The sequence below is a fragment of the Embleya sp. NPDC020630 genome (assembly GCF_044334985.1).
Classification (GTDB): domain Bacteria; phylum Actinomycetota; class Actinomycetes; order Streptomycetales; family Streptomycetaceae; genus Embleya.
The window spans coordinates 429,469-445,896 of sequence record NZ_JBIRUB010000007.1 but is presented as its reverse complement, the minus strand read 5'-3'; the positions used below and the strand labels follow the sequence as shown (position 1 = coordinate 445,896).

The following is a 16,428-nucleotide window of genomic DNA, read 5'->3' as shown; positions in this document are numbered from 1 at the left end:
GGCGGCGGGGTCCTACCGGGCCTCGCCGCCGCCGATCGTGGATTCGCGGACCACCAACTCCGGGCGAAAGACCACCTGGCGGTGGGTGTGCGTGTCGGGGTGTTCGCTCTCTTCGAGGAGCAGTTCGGCGGCGGTACGGCCGAGGCGGTAGGTGGGCTGGCGGATCGAGGTCAGCGGGACCGCCGAGGCCGCGGCGAACTCGATGTCGTCGTAGCCCACCACCGCGACGTCCTCCGGGATCCGCACGCCGGCGCGCAGCAACTCGCGCATCAGGCCCAGGGCCAGCAGGTCGTTGGCACAGAAGACCGCCGCCGGCGGGGGCCCCGCGTCGAGCAGGCGCCGGGCCGCCTCGGCGCCGGATCTCGCGTTCATCGCGGGGACAGTGACGTCGCGGGTGGAGGCACCGAGCCGCAGTCCCGCCTCGCGGAGCGCGGCGCGCATGCCGCGACGGCGGTCCTCACACTGGCGGATGGACAGCGGGCCGGACACGAACGCGAACTCGCGCCGGCCGGCCGCCACCAGGTGTTCGGCGGCCAACCGGCCGCCCAGCACGTCGTCCACCGCCACCGAGCACAGGTCCGCGCGGTCGCCGCCGCGATCGAGCAGCACCACCGCCAGGCCCCGGGCGCGCAGGTCCGCCACCGGCAGTTCCGCATCACGCGCGGGGGTGACCAGCACGCCGCGCACCCGCTGTTCCTGGAGCACGCGCAGGTATCGCTCCTGCTTGGTTCCGGAGTCGTCCGAGTTGCAGAGGATGACCACCGCACCGGACTCGTTGCAGACGTCCTCGACGCCGCGCGCGACGTCCGTGAAGAACGGGTTGGCCACGTCCAGGACGATCAGGCCGACCGTGTTGGCCACGCCCGAACGCAGCGACCGGGCCGAGTCGTTGCGTACGAAACCGAGCAGTTCCACCGCTTCGAGCACCCGGTTGCGGGTGGACTCGGCCACCCGCTCGGGGTGGTTGAGCACGTTGGACACCGTGCCCACCGACACGCCGGCCCGGTGGGCCACCTCTTTGATGCTCGACGTCGTCATCCGGGATCGATCCGCTTCTCCAGGCCGGTCCGGGGTCGGGCCGGCGGGTCCGACCCCGGCAGCCTATGCGGTGCCGGGGCGGATCCCCGAACCGCGATCGGCGATGGCGTCAGACCGGCGACTCGGCGCGCTTGGGCAGGCGATCGGCGGCGCGGGCCCAGTCGCCCGCGTCGGGGCGGGGTTCGTGGCGGCGCAGCGGCTGAGTGGTCCGGACCAGTGCGCGCAGATCCGCGAGCGAGCCCGGCACGGTCCCGGCGGCCCGGGCCTGGACGAGCAGGTTGCCGAGCGCCGCGGCCTCGGTGGGGCCGGCCACCACCGGCAGGGCGCACGCGTCGGCGGTGGCCTGGCACAGCAGCGTGTTCAGCGCGCCGCCGCCGACCACGTGCACCACGTCGACGGCGCGCCCGGACAGGCGTTGCGCGTCCCGTACCGCCCGGCGGTAGGCGAGCGCGAGGCTGTCCAGGATGCAGCGCACCGTCTCCCCCGGCGTCCGCGGGACCGGCTCTCCCGCCCTGCGGCAGGCCTCCGCGATGCGCTCGGGCATGTCGCCCGGCGGCAGGAATACGGGATCGCCCGCGTCGACGAGGAAGCGCAGCGGCGCCACCCGCGCCGCGTCGTCGAGCAGCCGGTCCAAGGATTGCGGCCGGCCGAGGCGGTCCCAGTGCCGCATACACTCCTGGAGCAGCCACAGGCCCATCACGTTGCGCAGGTAGCGCACCGTGCCGTCGATGCCCAGTTCGTTGGTGAAGTTCGCCCGGCGGCTCTCCTCGCCGCGCACCGGCGCGTCGAGTTCGACGCCGACCAGAGACCAGGTCCCGCTGGAGATGTAGGCGAAGCGCTCGTCGCGGGCGGGGACGGCGACCACGGCCGAGGCGGTGTCGTGCGAGGCGACGGCGGTGACCCGGACCCCGGCGGGCAGTCCGGTCTCCGCCGACACGTCGTCGGTGAGCGTGCCGGCCGCCGCGCCGGGTGCGCGCAGTGGGGCGAACAGGTCGGGATCGAGGTCGAGTTCGGCCATGATCTCGGTGGACCAGCGCCGGGTGTCCGGGTCGAGGAGTCCGGTGGTGGAGGCGTTGGTCAGCTCGGTACCGGCCTCGCCGGTCAGCCAGTAGGAGATCAGGTCCGGGATCAGCAGCGCCCGCCGGGCCGGCCCGAACTGCGGGGTGTCGGCGGCGGCGACGAGTTGGTGGATGGTGGTGAAGCTCGCGTGTTGGATTCCGGTGACGGCGTACAGCCGCTCGGCGCAGACGCGGGCGTGCACTCGTTCGGGGATGCCCGTGGTGCGCTCGTCGCGGTAGTGCACCGGATTGCCGAGCAGTGTGCCGCCGGCGTCGAGCAGTCCGAAGTCGACGGCCCATGCGTCGATTCCGATGCTCGTCGGGGTGCCCGCGGTACGGCCGGCGGCGCGCAGGCCGTCCAGGACGCCGCCGTACAGGGCCAGGACGTCCCAGTACAGCGTGCCGCCGACGCGCACCGGACGGTTGACGAAGCGGTGGGCCTCGGTGACGCTCAACACCTCGGGGCCCACGCGCCCGGCCAGCACCCGGCCGCTGGAGGCGCCGAGATCGACGGCGGCGAAGACGTCCCGGGAACTCCCGTTCCGGTTGCGTGTGTTCATCGCAGGAACGCCGCGGCGACACCCGCGTCGACGGGGATGTGCAGGCCCGTGGTGTGCGACAGGTCGCCGGCGGTCAGCGCGAACACCGCGTTGGCCACGTGCTCCGGCAAGACCTCCCGCTTGAGCAGGGTGCGCTGCGCGTAGTACTCGCCCAACTTCTCCTCTTCGACCCCGTACACCGCGGCCCGTTGCGCGCCCCACCCGGCCGCGAAGATGCCGGATCCGCGCACCACACCATCGGGGTTGACGCCGTTGACCCGGATCCCGTGCGGGCCCAGTTCGGCCGCCAACAGCCGTACCTGGTGCGCCTGATCGGCCTTGGTGGCGCCGTAGGCGATGTTGTTCGGGCCGGCGAAGACGCCGTTCTTGGACACGATGTAGACGATGTCGCCGCCCAGGCCCTGCTCGATCATGGTCCGGGCCGCCTCGCGCGCGACCAGGAACGAGCCGCGCGCCATGACGTCGTGCTGCACGTCCCAGTCCTGTGCGGTGGTCTCCAACAGCGGCTTGGAAATGGACAGTCCGGCGTTGTTGACCACCAGATCCACGCCGCCGAACGCCAGCGCGGCGGCGGCGAACGCGGTCGCGACGCCCGCCTCGGAGGTCACGTCCACGGTCACCGGCACGGCGTGGTCCGCGCCGCCGAGCGAGGCGGCCACCGCCGTCGCGCCCGCCGCGTCCCGGTCCGCGACCACCACGCACGCGCCCTCCGCGACCAGGCGTTCGGCAATGGCCCGGCCGATGCCCGAACCGGCCCCGGTGACCAGGGCCACCCGGGCGGCCAGCGGGCGCGGCCGGGGCAGGCGGGCCAGCTTGGCCTCCTCCAGGGCCCAGTACTCGATCCGGAACTTCTCCCGTTCGTCGATCGGCGCGTAGGTGGAGACGGTCTCGGCGCCGCGCATCACGTTGATCGCGTTGAGGTAGAACTCGCCCGCCACGCGGGCGGTGCGCTTGTCCGCGCCGAACGAGAACATGCCCACCCCGGGCACCAGGACGATCGCCGGGTCGGCGCCGCGCATGGCCGGCGAGTCGGGTTCGGCGTGGCGCGCGTAGTAGGCGGCGTAGCCGGCCCGGTAGTCGGTGTGCAGTTCGCGCAGTCGGGCCGCGACCTCGTCGAGCGGCGCGTCGGCCGGCAGGTCGAGCACCAGCGGGCGGACCTTGGTGCGCAGGAAGTGGTCGGGACAGGACGTGCCGAGCGCGGCGAGGCGGGGGTGCTCGGCGCGGGACAGGAATTCCAACACCGGTGCGGTCTCGGTGAAATGCCCGACCCGGGCGTCGTCGGTCGAGGCCAGGCCGCGCAGCAACGGGGCCAACGCGGCGGCCCTGGCCCGGCGTTCGGATTCGGGAAGCGGCTCGGCGAGCACCTCGCCGAACGGATGGCGGGCCGGGTCGAATCGGGCCGCGATGAACTCCTCGGCGGTGCGGATGATGTGCAGCGAATTACGCTCGCACTCGGCGCTGGTCTCCCCCCACGCGGTGATCCCGTGCCCGCCGAGGATGCAACCGATCGCCTGCGGGTTCGCCGCCCGGATCGCCGCGATGTCCAGGCCGAGCCGAAAGCCGGGTCGACGCCACGGCACCCAGAGCACGGTGTCGCCGAAGCACTCGGCGGTCAGCTTCTCGCCGTCGGCGGAGGTGGCGAGCGCGATGCCCGAGTCGGGGTGCAGGTGGTCCACGTGCGCGGCGTCGAGCAGACCGTGCATCGCGGTGTCGATGGACGGCGCGGCGCCGCCCCGACCGTGCCCGCAGAAGTCGAACGCGGCGACCATCTCGTCCTCGCGGTCGTCCCCCGGGTACACCGCCGTCAACGCGCGCAGCCGGTCCAGGCGCAACACCGCGAGGCCGTCCTCGGTGAGGGTGCCCAGGTCGCCGCCGGAGCCCTTGACCCAGAGCAGGTCCACCGGGGTGCCGGTGACCGGGTCGGTGCCGACGCCCTTGGCGGAGGTGTTGCCCCCGGCGTAGTTGGTGTTGCGCGGATCCGCGCCGAGCGCGTGCGAGCGACGGAGCAGGTGCTCGACCTCGGGTGGGGTGCCGGACATCGGCGGGTCTCCTCGTACATGGACGGGGTCGGGACGGGGATGGAGCGGGATGGGTCGGCGGGGCCCGAAGGGGTCAGGCGCCCCAGCCGGCCTGTGTACCGCCGACGCGCTCGGCGCAGATGCGCTCCGCGTAGCCGGAGGCGTGGTAGGCGGCCACCGGGTCGGGCGCGAGGCCCTGCTCCTCGCGCAACTCCCGCAGCAGCGGCCGGACATCGGTCGCGTAGGCGTCCATCAGCACGGCGTTGGCGGCGAGTACGTCGCCCGCCCGCTGGGCGGCGGCCAACTCCTCGGCGTCCACGAGGAGCGCCTTGGCGGTGGCCTCTTGGACGTTGGCGACCGAGCGGATCTGGGCGGGGATCTTCGGCTCGATGTTGTGGCACTGGTCGAGCATGAAGTTCACCCCCGCCGCCGGGTCGAGGCCGCCGCCGCGCACCACTTCGTGCATGATCCGGAAGAGTTGGAACGGGTCGGCGGCGCCCACCATGAGGTCGTCGTCGGCGTAGAAGCGCGAGTTGAAGTCGAACGCGCCGAGCCGGCCCCGACTCAGCAGGAACGCGACGATGAACTCGATGTTGGTGCCCGGCGCGTGGTGCCCGGTGTCCACGCAGACCACGGCCCGGGGCCCGAGTTCGAGGCAGTGCGCGTAGGCGGTGCCCCAGTCGGGGACGTCGGTCATGTAGAAGGCGGGTTCGAAGAGCTTGTATTCCAGCAGGATGCGCTGGTCGGCGCCGAGACGCGCGTACACCTCGGCCAACGCCTCGGCCAGGTACCCCTGTCGGGTGGCGATGTCGCCCTGGCCCGGGTAGTTGGTGCCGTCGGCGAACCACAGCTTCAGGTCGCGGGAGCCGGTGGCGTCCAGCACGTCCACACAGGTGAGCAGGTGGTGCACGGCCTTGCGGCGTACCCGGGCGTCGGGGTTGGTCACGCTGCCCAGGCGGTAGGCGTCGTCCTGGAACACGTTGGCGTTGATCGCGCCGATCCGCACCCCGTGCTCGTGTGCGTGCGCGGCCAGGTGCGCGTAGTCGTCGACCCGGTCCCAGGGGATGTGCAAGGACACGAGCGGCGCCACGCCGGTGAGGGCGTGCACCCGGGCCGCGTCCGCGATCTTCTCGTACGGATCGCGCGGGACGCCCTCCTGGGCGAACACCTTGAAGCGTGTACCGGAATTGCCGTAGGCCCACGAGGGCGTCTCGATCCGCTGGGCGCGCAGGGCGGCCCGCACCGCCTCGATGTCCTGCATGGGGGGCTCCTGCCTACGTCCGACGTTCCGTCGAGCGAAAATGAAACGTTTCAATCCGATGGAAGGGAACGTACGTCCGCAACGGGAACACGTCAAGACCACAAGCGGCGCCCGTACCCCGAGGCCGGGGTCGGGCGCCGCGGCGCGGCGTCGGCGGATGCGCCGGTCGGGTCACACCCGCGCATGGGTGGTGATGTCCTCCTCGAAGAGTTCGACCATGCTCGCGGTCACCGTGGGGCGGGACTGGGCGAGTGCGTCCAGGTAGTCGCGGGTCCGCGCGCCCGGGCCGCCCGCCTCGCCGGCGTCGTCGCGGCCGTCGGCGCCGTCGTTGCCCTCGAACAGGTCGCGCTCGAACGACGCCTGGGCCGCGATCCGCGCCGCGTGCCCGATGTCGGCGGGGGTGAGCAGGTCACTGGCCGCCACCAGTGCGTCCAGGTCCACGTCCGGGCGGGCCGAGGCGTGGTGGGTCCACATCGCCCGGCGGGCGTCCGCGTCCGGTGTGCCCACCGGGATGATGTAGTCGAACCGGCCGGGCCGCAGGAACGCCGGGTCGAGCGAGCGCACCGAGTTGGTCGCGCAGACCAGGAGCCGATCGCCGTGTTCGCGGAACGCCGGGATCAGCTTGAGCAGTTCGTTGGTCACCGCGTGCCCGGCGCCGGGTCGGGCGTGCCGGATCGGCGCGATCTCCTCGACCTCGTCGATGAACACCACGATCCGCTCCAGTCGGGCCAGTCGCCCGAACGCCTCGCGCAGCGCCGCGGCGAGGTTTCCGCCGTCGGCCAGGCGCGAGGGCAGCAGTTCCACGAACGGCCAGCCGAGCCGGGAGGCGATGGCCCGGGCGAAGGTGGTCTTGCCGGTCCCCGGGGGCCCGAACAAGGCGATGGCGCGCGGCGGTTCAACCCCGTGCCGCAGCGCCCGCCCCGGGTCGGCGAGCGGGAGCACCACACGCCGCTCGATCAGGTTCTTCTCCACCTCCATGCCGGCCACCTTCGACCACAGGTCGCCCGGCAACATGCGCCCGCCGAGCCGGTCCAGGGTCTCCGCGACGTGGTCGTCGACCGGCTCGACCTTCTCGAAGTAGGCCACCGCAGGCCGCCGTTCGTAGCCGGCGTTGCGCAGCCCCAGTTCGCGCGAGTCCTCCTCGGGCAGCACGTACGCGATCCGCCGCACCCGCTCCTCGACCAGTCGGCGCTCCAGGGCGAGCAGCAGCGTGCTGGTCAGACCCAGGCCGCGCGCGCCGGGCGAGATGGCAATCCGCATCACCCAGGCCCGTCCCTCGGACACCGTGGCCAGCGCCGCGCCGACCACCGCGCCATCTCGCCGGGCGACCACCGCCGGTTGGCGGGAGGCCAGTGCGTGGATGCACTCCGACAGCGAGAACACCGACTCCTGACCGAGCCCGGTCGTGGTGTCGATCAGGTGCACCACCGCCGCGAGGTCCTCCTCGCGATAGTCCTGTACCAGCCAGACCATGAATCGCTCCGTCCGTGGATCCGGTGCCTCGACGAGTGCCACACACTAGGCAGCGCCGGTCCGCGGCGAATGTGTCGTTGTGTACAAGTGCGTGCCCCGACTTGGTCACCTCGTGGATGGACATCCGAGCCGCGACCGGGCAGCGGTAAGCGCAGGTCATCGCCGTTCGGGCGGTCCCTGGGGGCAGAATGGGCTTCGACCTCGTCCGTGCCGTCCGGCCCGCCGGGCCGCCCGACCCCAACGGAGAACCCATGACCGTCTCGTCCGCGTCAGGCCCCGCCCAGGCGTCCGGTGTCTTTTCGATCGGCGGCGACCTGCCGGTGCATCGGCTCGGATTCGGAGCCATGCAGCTCACCGGAGCCGGTGTCTGGGGCGAGCCGAAGGACCGCCCGGAGGCGATCCGGGTGTTGCGACGCGCCGTCGAACTGGGGGTGAACCTCATCGACACCGCCGACTCCTACGGCCCGTTCGTCAGCGAACAACTGATCCGCGAGGCCCTGCACCCGTACGCCGACGACGTGGTGATCGCCACCAAGGGCGGCTTCGCCCGCACCGGCCCGGGCGAGTGGCACGAGCTGGGCCGCCCCGAATACCTGCGCCAGCAGACCGAACTGAGCCTGCGTCACCTGGGCCTGGAGCGGATCGACCTCTACCAGCTGCACCGGATCGACCCGCAGGTCCCGCTCGCGGACCAGATCGGCGAACTGGCCCGGCTGCGCGAGGAGGGCAAGATCCGGCACATCGGTCTGTCCGAGGTCACCGTCGAGCAACTGCGCGAGGCACGCGCGATCGTCGAGATCGTCTCTGTGCAGAACCTGTACAACCTGGTCAACCGCAAGGCCGAGGCCGTGCTCGACTACGCCACAGAGGAGGGCATCGCCTTCATCCCGTGGTACCCCATCGCCACCGGGCAACTCGCCCGCCCGGGCGGGCCGTTGGACACCCTCGCCAAGGAACGGGGGGTGGCCCCGGCGCAACTGGCGCTGGCTTGGCTGCTGCGTCGTTCGCCGGTGATGCTCCCGATCCCGGGCACATCCAGCGTGGCGCACCTGGAGGAGAACACCGAGGCGGCCCGGATCCGGCTCACCGACGACGACTTCGAGACGCTGTCCGCCATCGGCCTGTGACGCACGACGCCCGCCCCGTCCCCGAATCGGGGCGGGGGCGGGGCGGGCGGTTCGCGGCGTGGTGACCCGGTCGCCACGCCGTTCGGTGGGGGGCATCCCGACCGAGGACGGCGGCCGGGATGCCCGTTCATGGGGTTACTGCTGGACGATGGTCAGGTAGGCGGCCGCCCAGGTGCTCGGCTCGCCGCCCTGGATGGCCAGCTTTTGCGTGCCCCCGTTCAGCGTGCCGAACACCGAGGTAGGAATCCGCCACACGAACTGGTCGTTGGTGCTGGAGACCAGCGGCGACGGCGTCAGCGACACCGTCTGCCACATCCCGGTCCAGTCCGCGCCGTTCTTGGTGGCCTTGTACAGGAAGCCGTTCTCGAGCATGAAATCGGCCCCGACGCCGGGCCACACCGGACCCGTGACGTAGCCGGTGTTCGCGTTGTTGTCCGCGTCGATGAAGACCCGGTGCGTGCCGAACGGCAGTTGGTAGGTCGCCTTGTACTCGGCCTGGGTGGCGGTCAGGGTCGCCGTGACGTTCACGATCGGTCCGCCCGCCGGCGGCGGCGGGGTCAGCGAGACCTGCGCGGTGTGCGCCGACACCCGACCGGTGACATCCCGGGCGACCACGTCGAACGTGTGGGTCGTACCGGGCGTCATGTCACCGAGCCGCGCCGAGATCTGGCTCGCCGGCACCGTCGCCATCCGGGTGTTGTCCTGGTAGATGTCGTACGCCACGACGGCGGCCGAACCCGGCGTCGACGCGGTCCAGGACAGCTGCACCGAGGTGGGACCGGCGGTGGCGCCGGTGAAGGACCCGGGCACACCCGGCGGGTTGGCGCCAGGTGCCGAGGTGGTGACGCTGCGCGCCGGGCTCGCGGCCGACAACACCCCCGCGTCGTTGCGGGCGCGAACCGTGAACGCGTAGGCGGTCGACGGGTTCAGATCCGTCGCGGTGAACTGCGAGGTCCCGGTGGTGCGATGCGGCACCGAACCGATCCGGACGCCGTCGCGGTAGACGTCGTAGCCGGCCACCGTGCTCGGGCCCGAGTTCGGCCAGCTCAGCTGTACCGACGTGGCCGAGGTGGTGACGGCCGCGGGTTGTGCCGGCGTTGCCGCAGCGGCGGTCGGGGCGACCTTGGCCGCGGCCAGTTCCGTCGACCAGTAGGAGGGGCCGGGGAGGCTGTCCCACGGGTTGGGGTCGAGTTGGTCCGGGGTGACGTAGACCGTGCCGGCGTTCTTCTGCTTGCTCTGCGCCACCGCCGACGGCATCTGCGCCTCGGTGGTCTCGTAGATCAGGTGCCAGAACTTGGCCGGGTCGGAGTCGAGTTCCCACTGCGGCGGATTGAACGCCTGGTAGTCCGTGTAGCTGCCCTCGAAGGTGACCTGGATATCGGCCGCGTCCTCGTAGCACTGCGGGATGTCGATGCCCGGATTGTCCACCACCAGCGCGCCAGGGTGGTTGCGCTTGGTGTACGCGGTCAACGCTCGATACTCATCGGCGTACGCGTTCGTCCCGTTCGGCCCGCAGCTGTTCTGGCCCTGGTCGAAGAAGATGCCGTCGATCTCGGGGCCGTAGAGCCGGTACCACTTGTCCACGTCGTGCTGGATCTGGATCCGCCACGCCGCGATGCTCGTGTCGCCGAGCCGGGTGGTCTTCGGGGCGCCGATGGTGTTGGTGCCGAAGTAGCCGGTGTCCACGTAGGCGATCACCTTGCCGCCCGCCTGACGCACCTGCCGGATCGCGGTCTTGAACGTCTCATTGGGCGCGTTCTCTTCGAAGTTCGGCCCGTTGGCGATGTTGACGACGGTCAGCCCCGGGGTGCCCGTGCCACTGGCGAGGGTGGCCCAGGCCGTCCCGCCGGACGGGACGCCCGGATGGAAATAGGCCGGTACACCGACCTGTTGGTTGATACCCGGGCCGGGGTCGGCCTGAGCGGCCGGCGCGGTCGCGATCAGCGAGGCGCCGAGCAGTGCGGCGGCGGCGGTTCCCGCCGCGGCAGTGCGCGCTCTCCACGAGCGGGCACGAGAATCCGTGCGCATGCGTACTCCTTCTGGAATGACCTTCCGGATGGGACGGTGGCTCACTTCTTCAGTAGGGCGTTGACATCGCTGTTCGCCTGACCGAGCGCGGACTTGGCGTCGGCCTGGCCGAGCCAGACCCGGTCGACGGCACTCTGCACGATGTCCAGGATCCGGTCGCCCTGGTCGGTGACCGGAAGTACGAAGGTCTGCCCGGGGGTTGCCACTGGCTGGGTGAAGATCCGCATGTCGCGGCCCGCGGCCAGTTGCGCGGCCTCGGCCTTGGCCGAGGACGTGGTGATCGCCGGGAAGACCACGGCCTCGCCGGCGACGATGTCCTGGCACTCGGTGGAGGCCAGGAACTTCACCCACTGCCATGCCTGTTCCTTGTGCTTGCCGTTGGCGTACACGGCGTCGGACAGGCCGTTGATCGGCGTCTTGCGCCCGGTGGGACCGGTCGGCATGCCGGCGAAGGCGACCTTGCCGCCGGCCATGTACGTCTTGGCCATCCACGAACCGGCGATGGTCATCGCGGCCTTGCCGGACTGGAGCAGCCCGTCGGCGCCGACCGTCGACTGCTTGTCGTACGCCGGCATGTACCCCTTCTTGATCAGCCCCGCGAACCAGTCGAGGGTCTGCGTGAGCTTGGGGTCGGTGTAGTTGTACTTGGTGCCGAACGGGTTCTTGTCCACGTACTGGAAGCCGTTGGAGACCGCGAACGGGCCCCAGGAGTCCTGGCCGACGGCGCCGCCCTCGTAGGCGATGGCCAGACCGTAGGTCTTGACCTTGTTCTTGTCGAAGCCCGGCTCCAGGCCGGTGCGGCCGTTCTCGTCGACGGTCATCGCGGCCACCGCGCGACCGAAGTCGCCGCCGTCGACCGGGTTCCAGTTCCAGGCGTCGAGTGCCTGCGGGGTGAGTTGGGCGCGCTGCGCCATCTCCTTGTTGTACGCGACGCCCATGGTGCCCCAGTCCTTGGGCAGGCCGTAGCGCTTTCCGTCACGTGTCCACACGTCGGCCAGGTTGGCCTGGTACTGCTGTAGATCGACGGTGTCGCGCTGGATGTAGGACGTCAGGTCCTGGATCTGGTTGTTCTTCTGGAACTGCGGGAAGTACAGGACGGAGTTGGTGAACACGTCCGGCGCGGTCCCGGAGACGACCTGCGTGGTCAGGTTCTGCCAGTACTGCGCCCACGCGGTCTGGGTGACCTCGACGGTGATCTTCGGGTTCTTGACGTGGAAGGCTTCCGCGCACTTCCTGTACTGCGGAAGCTGGTTGTCGTCCCACAACGAATACTTCAGCTTCACCGAGTCCCCACCGCCGCCGCCCGAGGATCCGCCGGAGCCGCACCCGGCGGCGACGAGCACCACACTGGCGACCACGGCGGACGTGCGGACGGCGGGCGATCTCAGCGAACGGCGGATCACGGAACGGGACATGGGCATCTCCTCGGAGGGAAACTCGGGGGGTTCACTTGAGGCCGGTGAAGTTGAGGCCGTTGACGATCCGTCGACCGAAGACCACCAGCAGGATCAGCATCGGGATGACCGAGAGCGTGGAGGCGGCCATCAGGCCGGTCCAGTCGGGACGGGCGTTGGGCGACTGCTGGAGGAACACGCCGATGCCGGTGGTCAGTACCCGATTGTCGGGTTCGTTGCCGACCAACAGCGGCCACAGATAGTCCTTCCACGCCCATACCGCGGTGGTCAGCGCGATGGTCAGGATCGGGCCCTTGCTCATCGGCAGCACCACCCGCCAGAAGATCCGCCAGTGGCCGGCGCCGTCGAGCATCGCCGCCTCCTCGATCTCACGCGGGATCGACATGAAGAACTGGCGCAGGAAGAACACCGTGAACGGGGTCATCAGCAGCGTCGGTGCGACCATGCCGGCGAAGCTGTTCAGCATGCCCAGGTCCTTGACCATCACGAAGTTGGGCAGCAGCGTGAAGATCGGCGGCACCATCAGCGCGCCCACGACCACGGCGAAGGCGAACTCGCGTCCCCGGAAGCGCAGTCGGGCGAGCGCGTAGCCGGCCATCGCACAGGAGAGGGTCTGCCCGACCACGATCGCCGTGGTGTAGATGATCGAGTTGCGGGTGTACAGCAGGAAGTCCAGGTCGGCGCCCGATCCGCCGGCCGCGCGGCTCTCCTCGTCCGACGCGAGACCGAGCACCCGCTTGAAGTTGGCGAAGGTGAAGTGCTCGGGCCACAGCGAGGTGCTGTCGGAGTAGAGATGGTTGCCGTCGGTCAGCGCGGTGCGCAACATCCAATAGAAGGGGAAGAGGGTGATCAGCAGCGAGACGCCGAGCACCAGCCAGGCCAGGGCGCGTCCGAGTCCGAACTTTCGGCGCGGCGGGCGGCGTTCGCTCTCGTCGGCGGCCGGCTTCGAGGATGCGGCCCTGGCGGTCGGTCGGGCCTGGGTGGATGTGGACATGGTCAACCCCTCAGGCCAGGTCGGACGTGGAGGCGCGCAGCAGGCGCATCTGGAGGTAGGTCAGTCCGCCGAGCACGACCACCAGGCACAGCGCCATGGCGGCGGCGTAACCCATGCGGAAGTGGGTGAACGCCTCCTGGTAGATGTAGTAGTAGGCGACGCGGGTGGCGTCGACCGGGCCGCCCTTGGTGGTCACCGCGATCGTGTCGAAGATCTGGAACGAGCCGATCACCGAGACCACCATCACCAGGGCCAGGATCGGCCGGAGCAGAGGCAGGGTGATCTTGAAGAACATCCGGATCTCGCCCGCGCCGTCCAGGGACGCGGATTCGTACAGCTCGCCCGGGATCTGCAACATCCCGGCGTACAGGAGCAGCGCCACGTATCCGGTGCCCGCCCAGATGTTGACCGCGGACACGCTCAGCAGGGCCTCGTCCGGCGAGGCGAAGAAGCCGTGCGTGTCGCTCCCGGTCTTGCCCATCAGGTGGTTCACGAAGCCGAGGTTGGCGTCGAGCATCCACAGCCAGATCAGCCCGATGGTCACGTTCGGCACCAGCCAGGGCACCAGGAGCAGGGCGCGGACCACGACGGATCCGGTGAGCCGGACCATGATCGCGGCGAGCAGCAGGGCCACGCCGACCTGTACGCCGAGGGTGATGAAGACGAAGTAGGCGGTGACCTTGAGGGCGTTCCAGAACAGCGGGTCCTTGGCCACCTCGACGTAGTTGTCGGCGCCGACGTACGTCGGGTCGGAGAGCAGGTTCCAGTCGGTGAGCGAGATCCAGATGCCGCGACCGGTGGGGTAGAGGTAGAAGACGGCGAAGCCGATGAACGCGGGGAGCAGGAACAGGCCGGCGGCCCGATTCTCCTTCGACCGCGCGCGGCCGATGGTTTGGGGGCGGGCGGGGCGAGCGGGGCGAGCCTTGCGCCGACCCAGGGTCATGCTCATGAGGCCAGCCTGGGGACGAGTCGCAGTGCGTTGTCGGCGTAGACCTTGGCCAGCACGTCCTGGGGCAGGTCGAGCCCGCTGATCGCCCAGCGGCCCATCAGCGGCGGGTCCTGGTCGGAGTGCGGGAAACCCTCGTCGGCGGTCTCCAGGAAGCGGAAGTGCCGCTGGTAGGAGGCCCGGTCGGGCGGGATCTCGTCGGTGCCGAACAGCACCCGGTCGGGGTGATGCAGGATCAACTCGGTGGTGGCCCTGGGCTGGCGGCCGAGTTCGGCGATCCGGGCCGCGATGTCGACGTGGAAGTTGGCGTAGGTGTCCAGCATCCGGCCCACCCATTGCAGGTTTTCCGGGTAGCAGCCCATGTGCACGCCGACGAAGGTGGTGCCGGGGTGCCGGGCGACCGCGTTCTCCAGTGCCTGGACCAGTCGTTCGAAGGTGGGGAAACGGTCGTCGGCGAACGACCAGTCCGGGCGGGCCAGGAGCAGTTCGAGGCGTTCGTTGTGCTCGTCGATGGGGTCGAAGAAGGCGACCGGGTCCGCGGTGTGGATCCAGATCGGCAGGCCGACCTCGCCGGCGGTGGCCCACAGGGTGTCCAGGCGCGGGTCGTCGACCATGACCAACGTGTCGGCGTGGTCCCGCAGTTGCAGACCGAGGTCTTTCCAGACCTTGAGTCCGACCGCGCCGGTCTCGGCGGCGCGGCGGATCCCGGCGGCGATCCGCTCCTCGAATCCGGGGGTCGCCAACTCGCGCCAGTCGACGTGGCAGAAGGTGGCGAACCGGCCGGGGTGGGCGTGGTCGTAGCGGGCCAGGTTCTCGTCGAGTTCGGAGCCCCAACGACCGTCGAGGTTGACCATGCCGCGGATGCCCAACTCGTCCATCATCGCGAGCAGTGCGCCGACGTCGGGCACCACCCAGCCGCCGTCCTCGCTGAGCCAGCGGCCGAGGTGGACGTGCGCGTCGACGACCGGGAGCGAGGCCCGCTCGACCTCGTGCGCCCCGACGACGAGCCGCGAGCGCGGCGTGTACCGCGCCAGCGGCAGATCCTTCAGGTGCGCCGGCACGACGGTTTCGTGGGGGAAGTGCGGGATCATCTACTCGCTCCCTGTCTGGGTCGGACGGATCAGTTGCGGATGCCGGCGGGCAGCGAGGCACCGTGCGCGACGATCAACTCGTCGACCAGATCCTGGATCTGTTGCAGCGTCAGGGTCGCGGACGCGTTCGGGTCGAGCATCGCGGCGTGGTAGACGTGGTCGCGGCGGCCCTCCAGGGCGGCGTGCAGGGTCAGGTCGCCGACGTTGAGGTAATTCCGATTGAGCGCGGCCAGTTGCGGCGGCAGTGCGCCGATTTTGGTGGGCTGTACGCCCGCCTTGTCGACCAGGCACGGGACTTCGACGAACGCGTCGGACGGCAGGTTGCCGATCAGTCCGTCGTTGACCACGTTGCCGTGCAGTACGCGCGGGGTGCCGGTCTCGATGGAGTGGATGATCAGCGAGGCGAGTTCGTTGCCGGGCGCGATCTCCACGCCGTTGCCCGCGCGCAGCCCGGCAACCAGCGCCTCGTAGGTGTCGAGGTTGTCCTGGAGCCAGTCCAGGTAGGTGCCGATCGGCAGGCGGAACCGGTCCACCTGGTCCTGGTGCGGCAGGAACCAGGGCAGGTACTCCGAGCCGTGCTCGCTGGACTCGGTGGGGAAGTAGCCGAAGCGGCGGTAGACCTCGACCCGTACCCGGCGCCGCATCTCCGGGTCGGCTTCGATCACCTCGTCCAGGCGCCGGTAGAGGTTCTCGCCGCGGTGTTCGAAGCGCAGGACGAACGCCTGGTGGTTGACGCCGGCCGTGCGAAAGGAGATCTCCTCCTTCGGGATGCCGACCAGGCGCGCCAGCGTGGCCTCGGTGTCGCGGACCGAGTGGCACACGCCGACGACCTTCTTCAGGCCGGTGCCCTCGTAGACCGCGCGCGGGATCATCGACATCGGGTTGGTGTAGTTGATCAGGATCGCGTCGGGGCACAGTTCGGCCATGTCCCTGCCGATGCCGACCATGACCGGGATGGTGCGCAGCGCGCGGAAGATGCCGCCGATGCCGAGGGTGTCGCCGATGGTCTGGCGCAGCCCGTAGCGGGCGGGGATCTCGAAATCGATGTGCGCGGCCTTGACGCCGCCGACCGCGATCTCGTTGATCACGTAGTCGGCGCCGGCCAGGGCGCGGCGGCGGCCGAGGTGGGCCTCCACCTTGGCGCCGACGCCGAGCGTGTCGATCATCCAACGGGTCATCTGCTCGGCGGTGTTGAGCCGTTCGACGTCGATGTCGTGCAGGACGACGGTCATCTCGTCGGCGAGTTCGGGGTAGGTCAGGAGGTCGGAGAGCAGGTTCTTGGCGAACGTGATGCTGCCGGCTCCGATGAGCACGATCCTTGCCATGGTGCGGTCACCTCGCTGTGCGGCTTCGGGGTGGGGCCCGGGTGGTGGGGTGGGCGGGCGCGCGGGTGGGCGGTCGGCCGGTCGCGCGCCGGTC

12 protein-coding genes are annotated in these 16,428 nt (G+C 70.5%); 1 reads left to right on the top strand and 11 read right to left on the bottom strand.

Going from position 1 to position 16,428, the window contains the following annotated elements:
* Nucleotides 1–12 precede the first annotated feature (12 nt).
* The 5 genes from ACH4XV_RS25820 to ACH4XV_RS25800 all read right to left on the bottom strand — a co-directional run bounded on the left by ACH4XV_RS25820 (nucleotide 13) and on the right by ACH4XV_RS25800 (nucleotide 7,408).
* Nucleotides 13–1,038, bottom strand: a complete 1,026-nt coding sequence (locus ACH4XV_RS25820) for a LacI family DNA-binding transcriptional regulator (RefSeq protein ID WP_395793689.1) — start codon at nucleotides 1,036–1,038, stop codon at nucleotides 13–15.
* A 109-nt stretch (nucleotides 1,039–1,147) separates the two neighbouring features.
* Nucleotides 1,148–2,656 carry a rhamnulokinase family protein gene (locus tag ACH4XV_RS25815; protein ID WP_395793687.1) on the bottom strand — a complete coding sequence of 503 codons (1,509 nt, stop codon included), beginning with the start codon at nucleotides 2,654–2,656 and terminating at the stop codon, nucleotides 1,148–1,150.
* On the bottom strand, nucleotides 2,653–4,695 hold the full coding sequence (locus tag ACH4XV_RS25810) for a bifunctional aldolase/short-chain dehydrogenase (RefSeq protein ID WP_395793685.1): 2,043 nt from the start codon (nucleotides 4,693–4,695) through the stop codon (nucleotides 2,653–2,655). The genes ACH4XV_RS25815 and ACH4XV_RS25810 overlap by 4 nt, the downstream gene beginning before the upstream one ends.
* A gap of 73 nt (nucleotides 4,696–4,768) precedes the next feature.
* Entirely contained in the window at nucleotides 4,769–5,935 is a 1,167-nt protein-coding gene (gene rhaI / locus ACH4XV_RS25805; protein ID WP_395793683.1) for an L-rhamnose isomerase, read from the bottom strand.
* Between the two features lie 171 nt (nucleotides 5,936–6,106).
* Nucleotides 6,107–7,408 carry an ATP-binding protein gene (locus tag ACH4XV_RS25800; protein WP_380003680.1) on the bottom strand — a complete coding sequence of 434 codons (1,302 nt, stop codon included), beginning with the start codon at nucleotides 7,406–7,408 and terminating at the stop codon, nucleotides 6,107–6,109.
* Nucleotides 7,409–7,659: 251 nt separating this feature from the next.
* On the opposite strand from ACH4XV_RS25800, the gene ACH4XV_RS25795 reads away from it, so the two are divergent.
* Nucleotides 7,660–8,535: an aldo/keto reductase gene (locus ACH4XV_RS25795; protein ID WP_395793681.1), complete on the top strand. Its 876-nt coding sequence runs from the start codon at nucleotides 7,660–7,662 to the stop codon at nucleotides 8,533–8,535.
* A gap of 135 nt (nucleotides 8,536–8,670) precedes the next feature.
* On the opposite strand, the gene ACH4XV_RS25790 is transcribed toward ACH4XV_RS25795, so the two are convergent.
* The 6 genes from ACH4XV_RS25790 to melA are packed head-to-tail and all read right to left on the bottom strand — an operon-like array spanning nucleotide 8,671 to nucleotide 16,334.
* A complete protein-coding gene (locus ACH4XV_RS25790) occupies nucleotides 8,671–10,563 on the bottom strand; it encodes a spherulation-specific family 4 protein (protein WP_395793679.1) in 1,893 nt (630 codons plus the stop codon).
* 41 nt (nucleotides 10,564–10,604) lie between these two features.
* The gene (locus ACH4XV_RS25785; protein ID WP_395793677.1) at nucleotides 10,605–11,978 is read right to left on the bottom strand and encodes an ABC transporter substrate-binding protein; all 1,374 of its coding nucleotides are present in this window, start codon (nucleotides 11,976–11,978) and stop codon (nucleotides 10,605–10,607) included.
* Between the two features lie 31 nt (nucleotides 11,979–12,009).
* Nucleotides 12,010–12,972 (bottom strand): carbohydrate ABC transporter permease, encoded by a 963-nt coding sequence (locus ACH4XV_RS25780; RefSeq protein WP_395793675.1) that lies wholly within the window; start codon nucleotides 12,970–12,972, stop codon nucleotides 12,010–12,012.
* A 10-nt stretch (nucleotides 12,973–12,982) separates the two neighbouring features.
* Entirely contained in the window at nucleotides 12,983–13,921 is a 939-nt protein-coding gene (locus ACH4XV_RS25775; protein WP_395793673.1) for a carbohydrate ABC transporter permease, read from the bottom strand.
* Nucleotides 13,918–15,009, bottom strand: coding sequence for an amidohydrolase family protein (locus ACH4XV_RS25770; RefSeq protein WP_395793671.1), 1,092 nt, complete (start codon nucleotides 15,007–15,009; stop codon nucleotides 13,918–13,920). Before ACH4XV_RS25770 ends, ACH4XV_RS25775 begins: the two co-directional genes overlap by 4 nt.
* A 29-nt stretch (nucleotides 15,010–15,038) precedes the next feature.
* On the bottom strand, nucleotides 15,039–16,334 hold the full coding sequence (gene melA, locus ACH4XV_RS25765; protein ID WP_395793669.1) for an alpha-galactosidase: 1,296 nt from the start codon (nucleotides 16,332–16,334) through the stop codon (nucleotides 15,039–15,041).
* Between the last annotated feature and the right edge of the window lie 94 nt (nucleotides 16,335–16,428).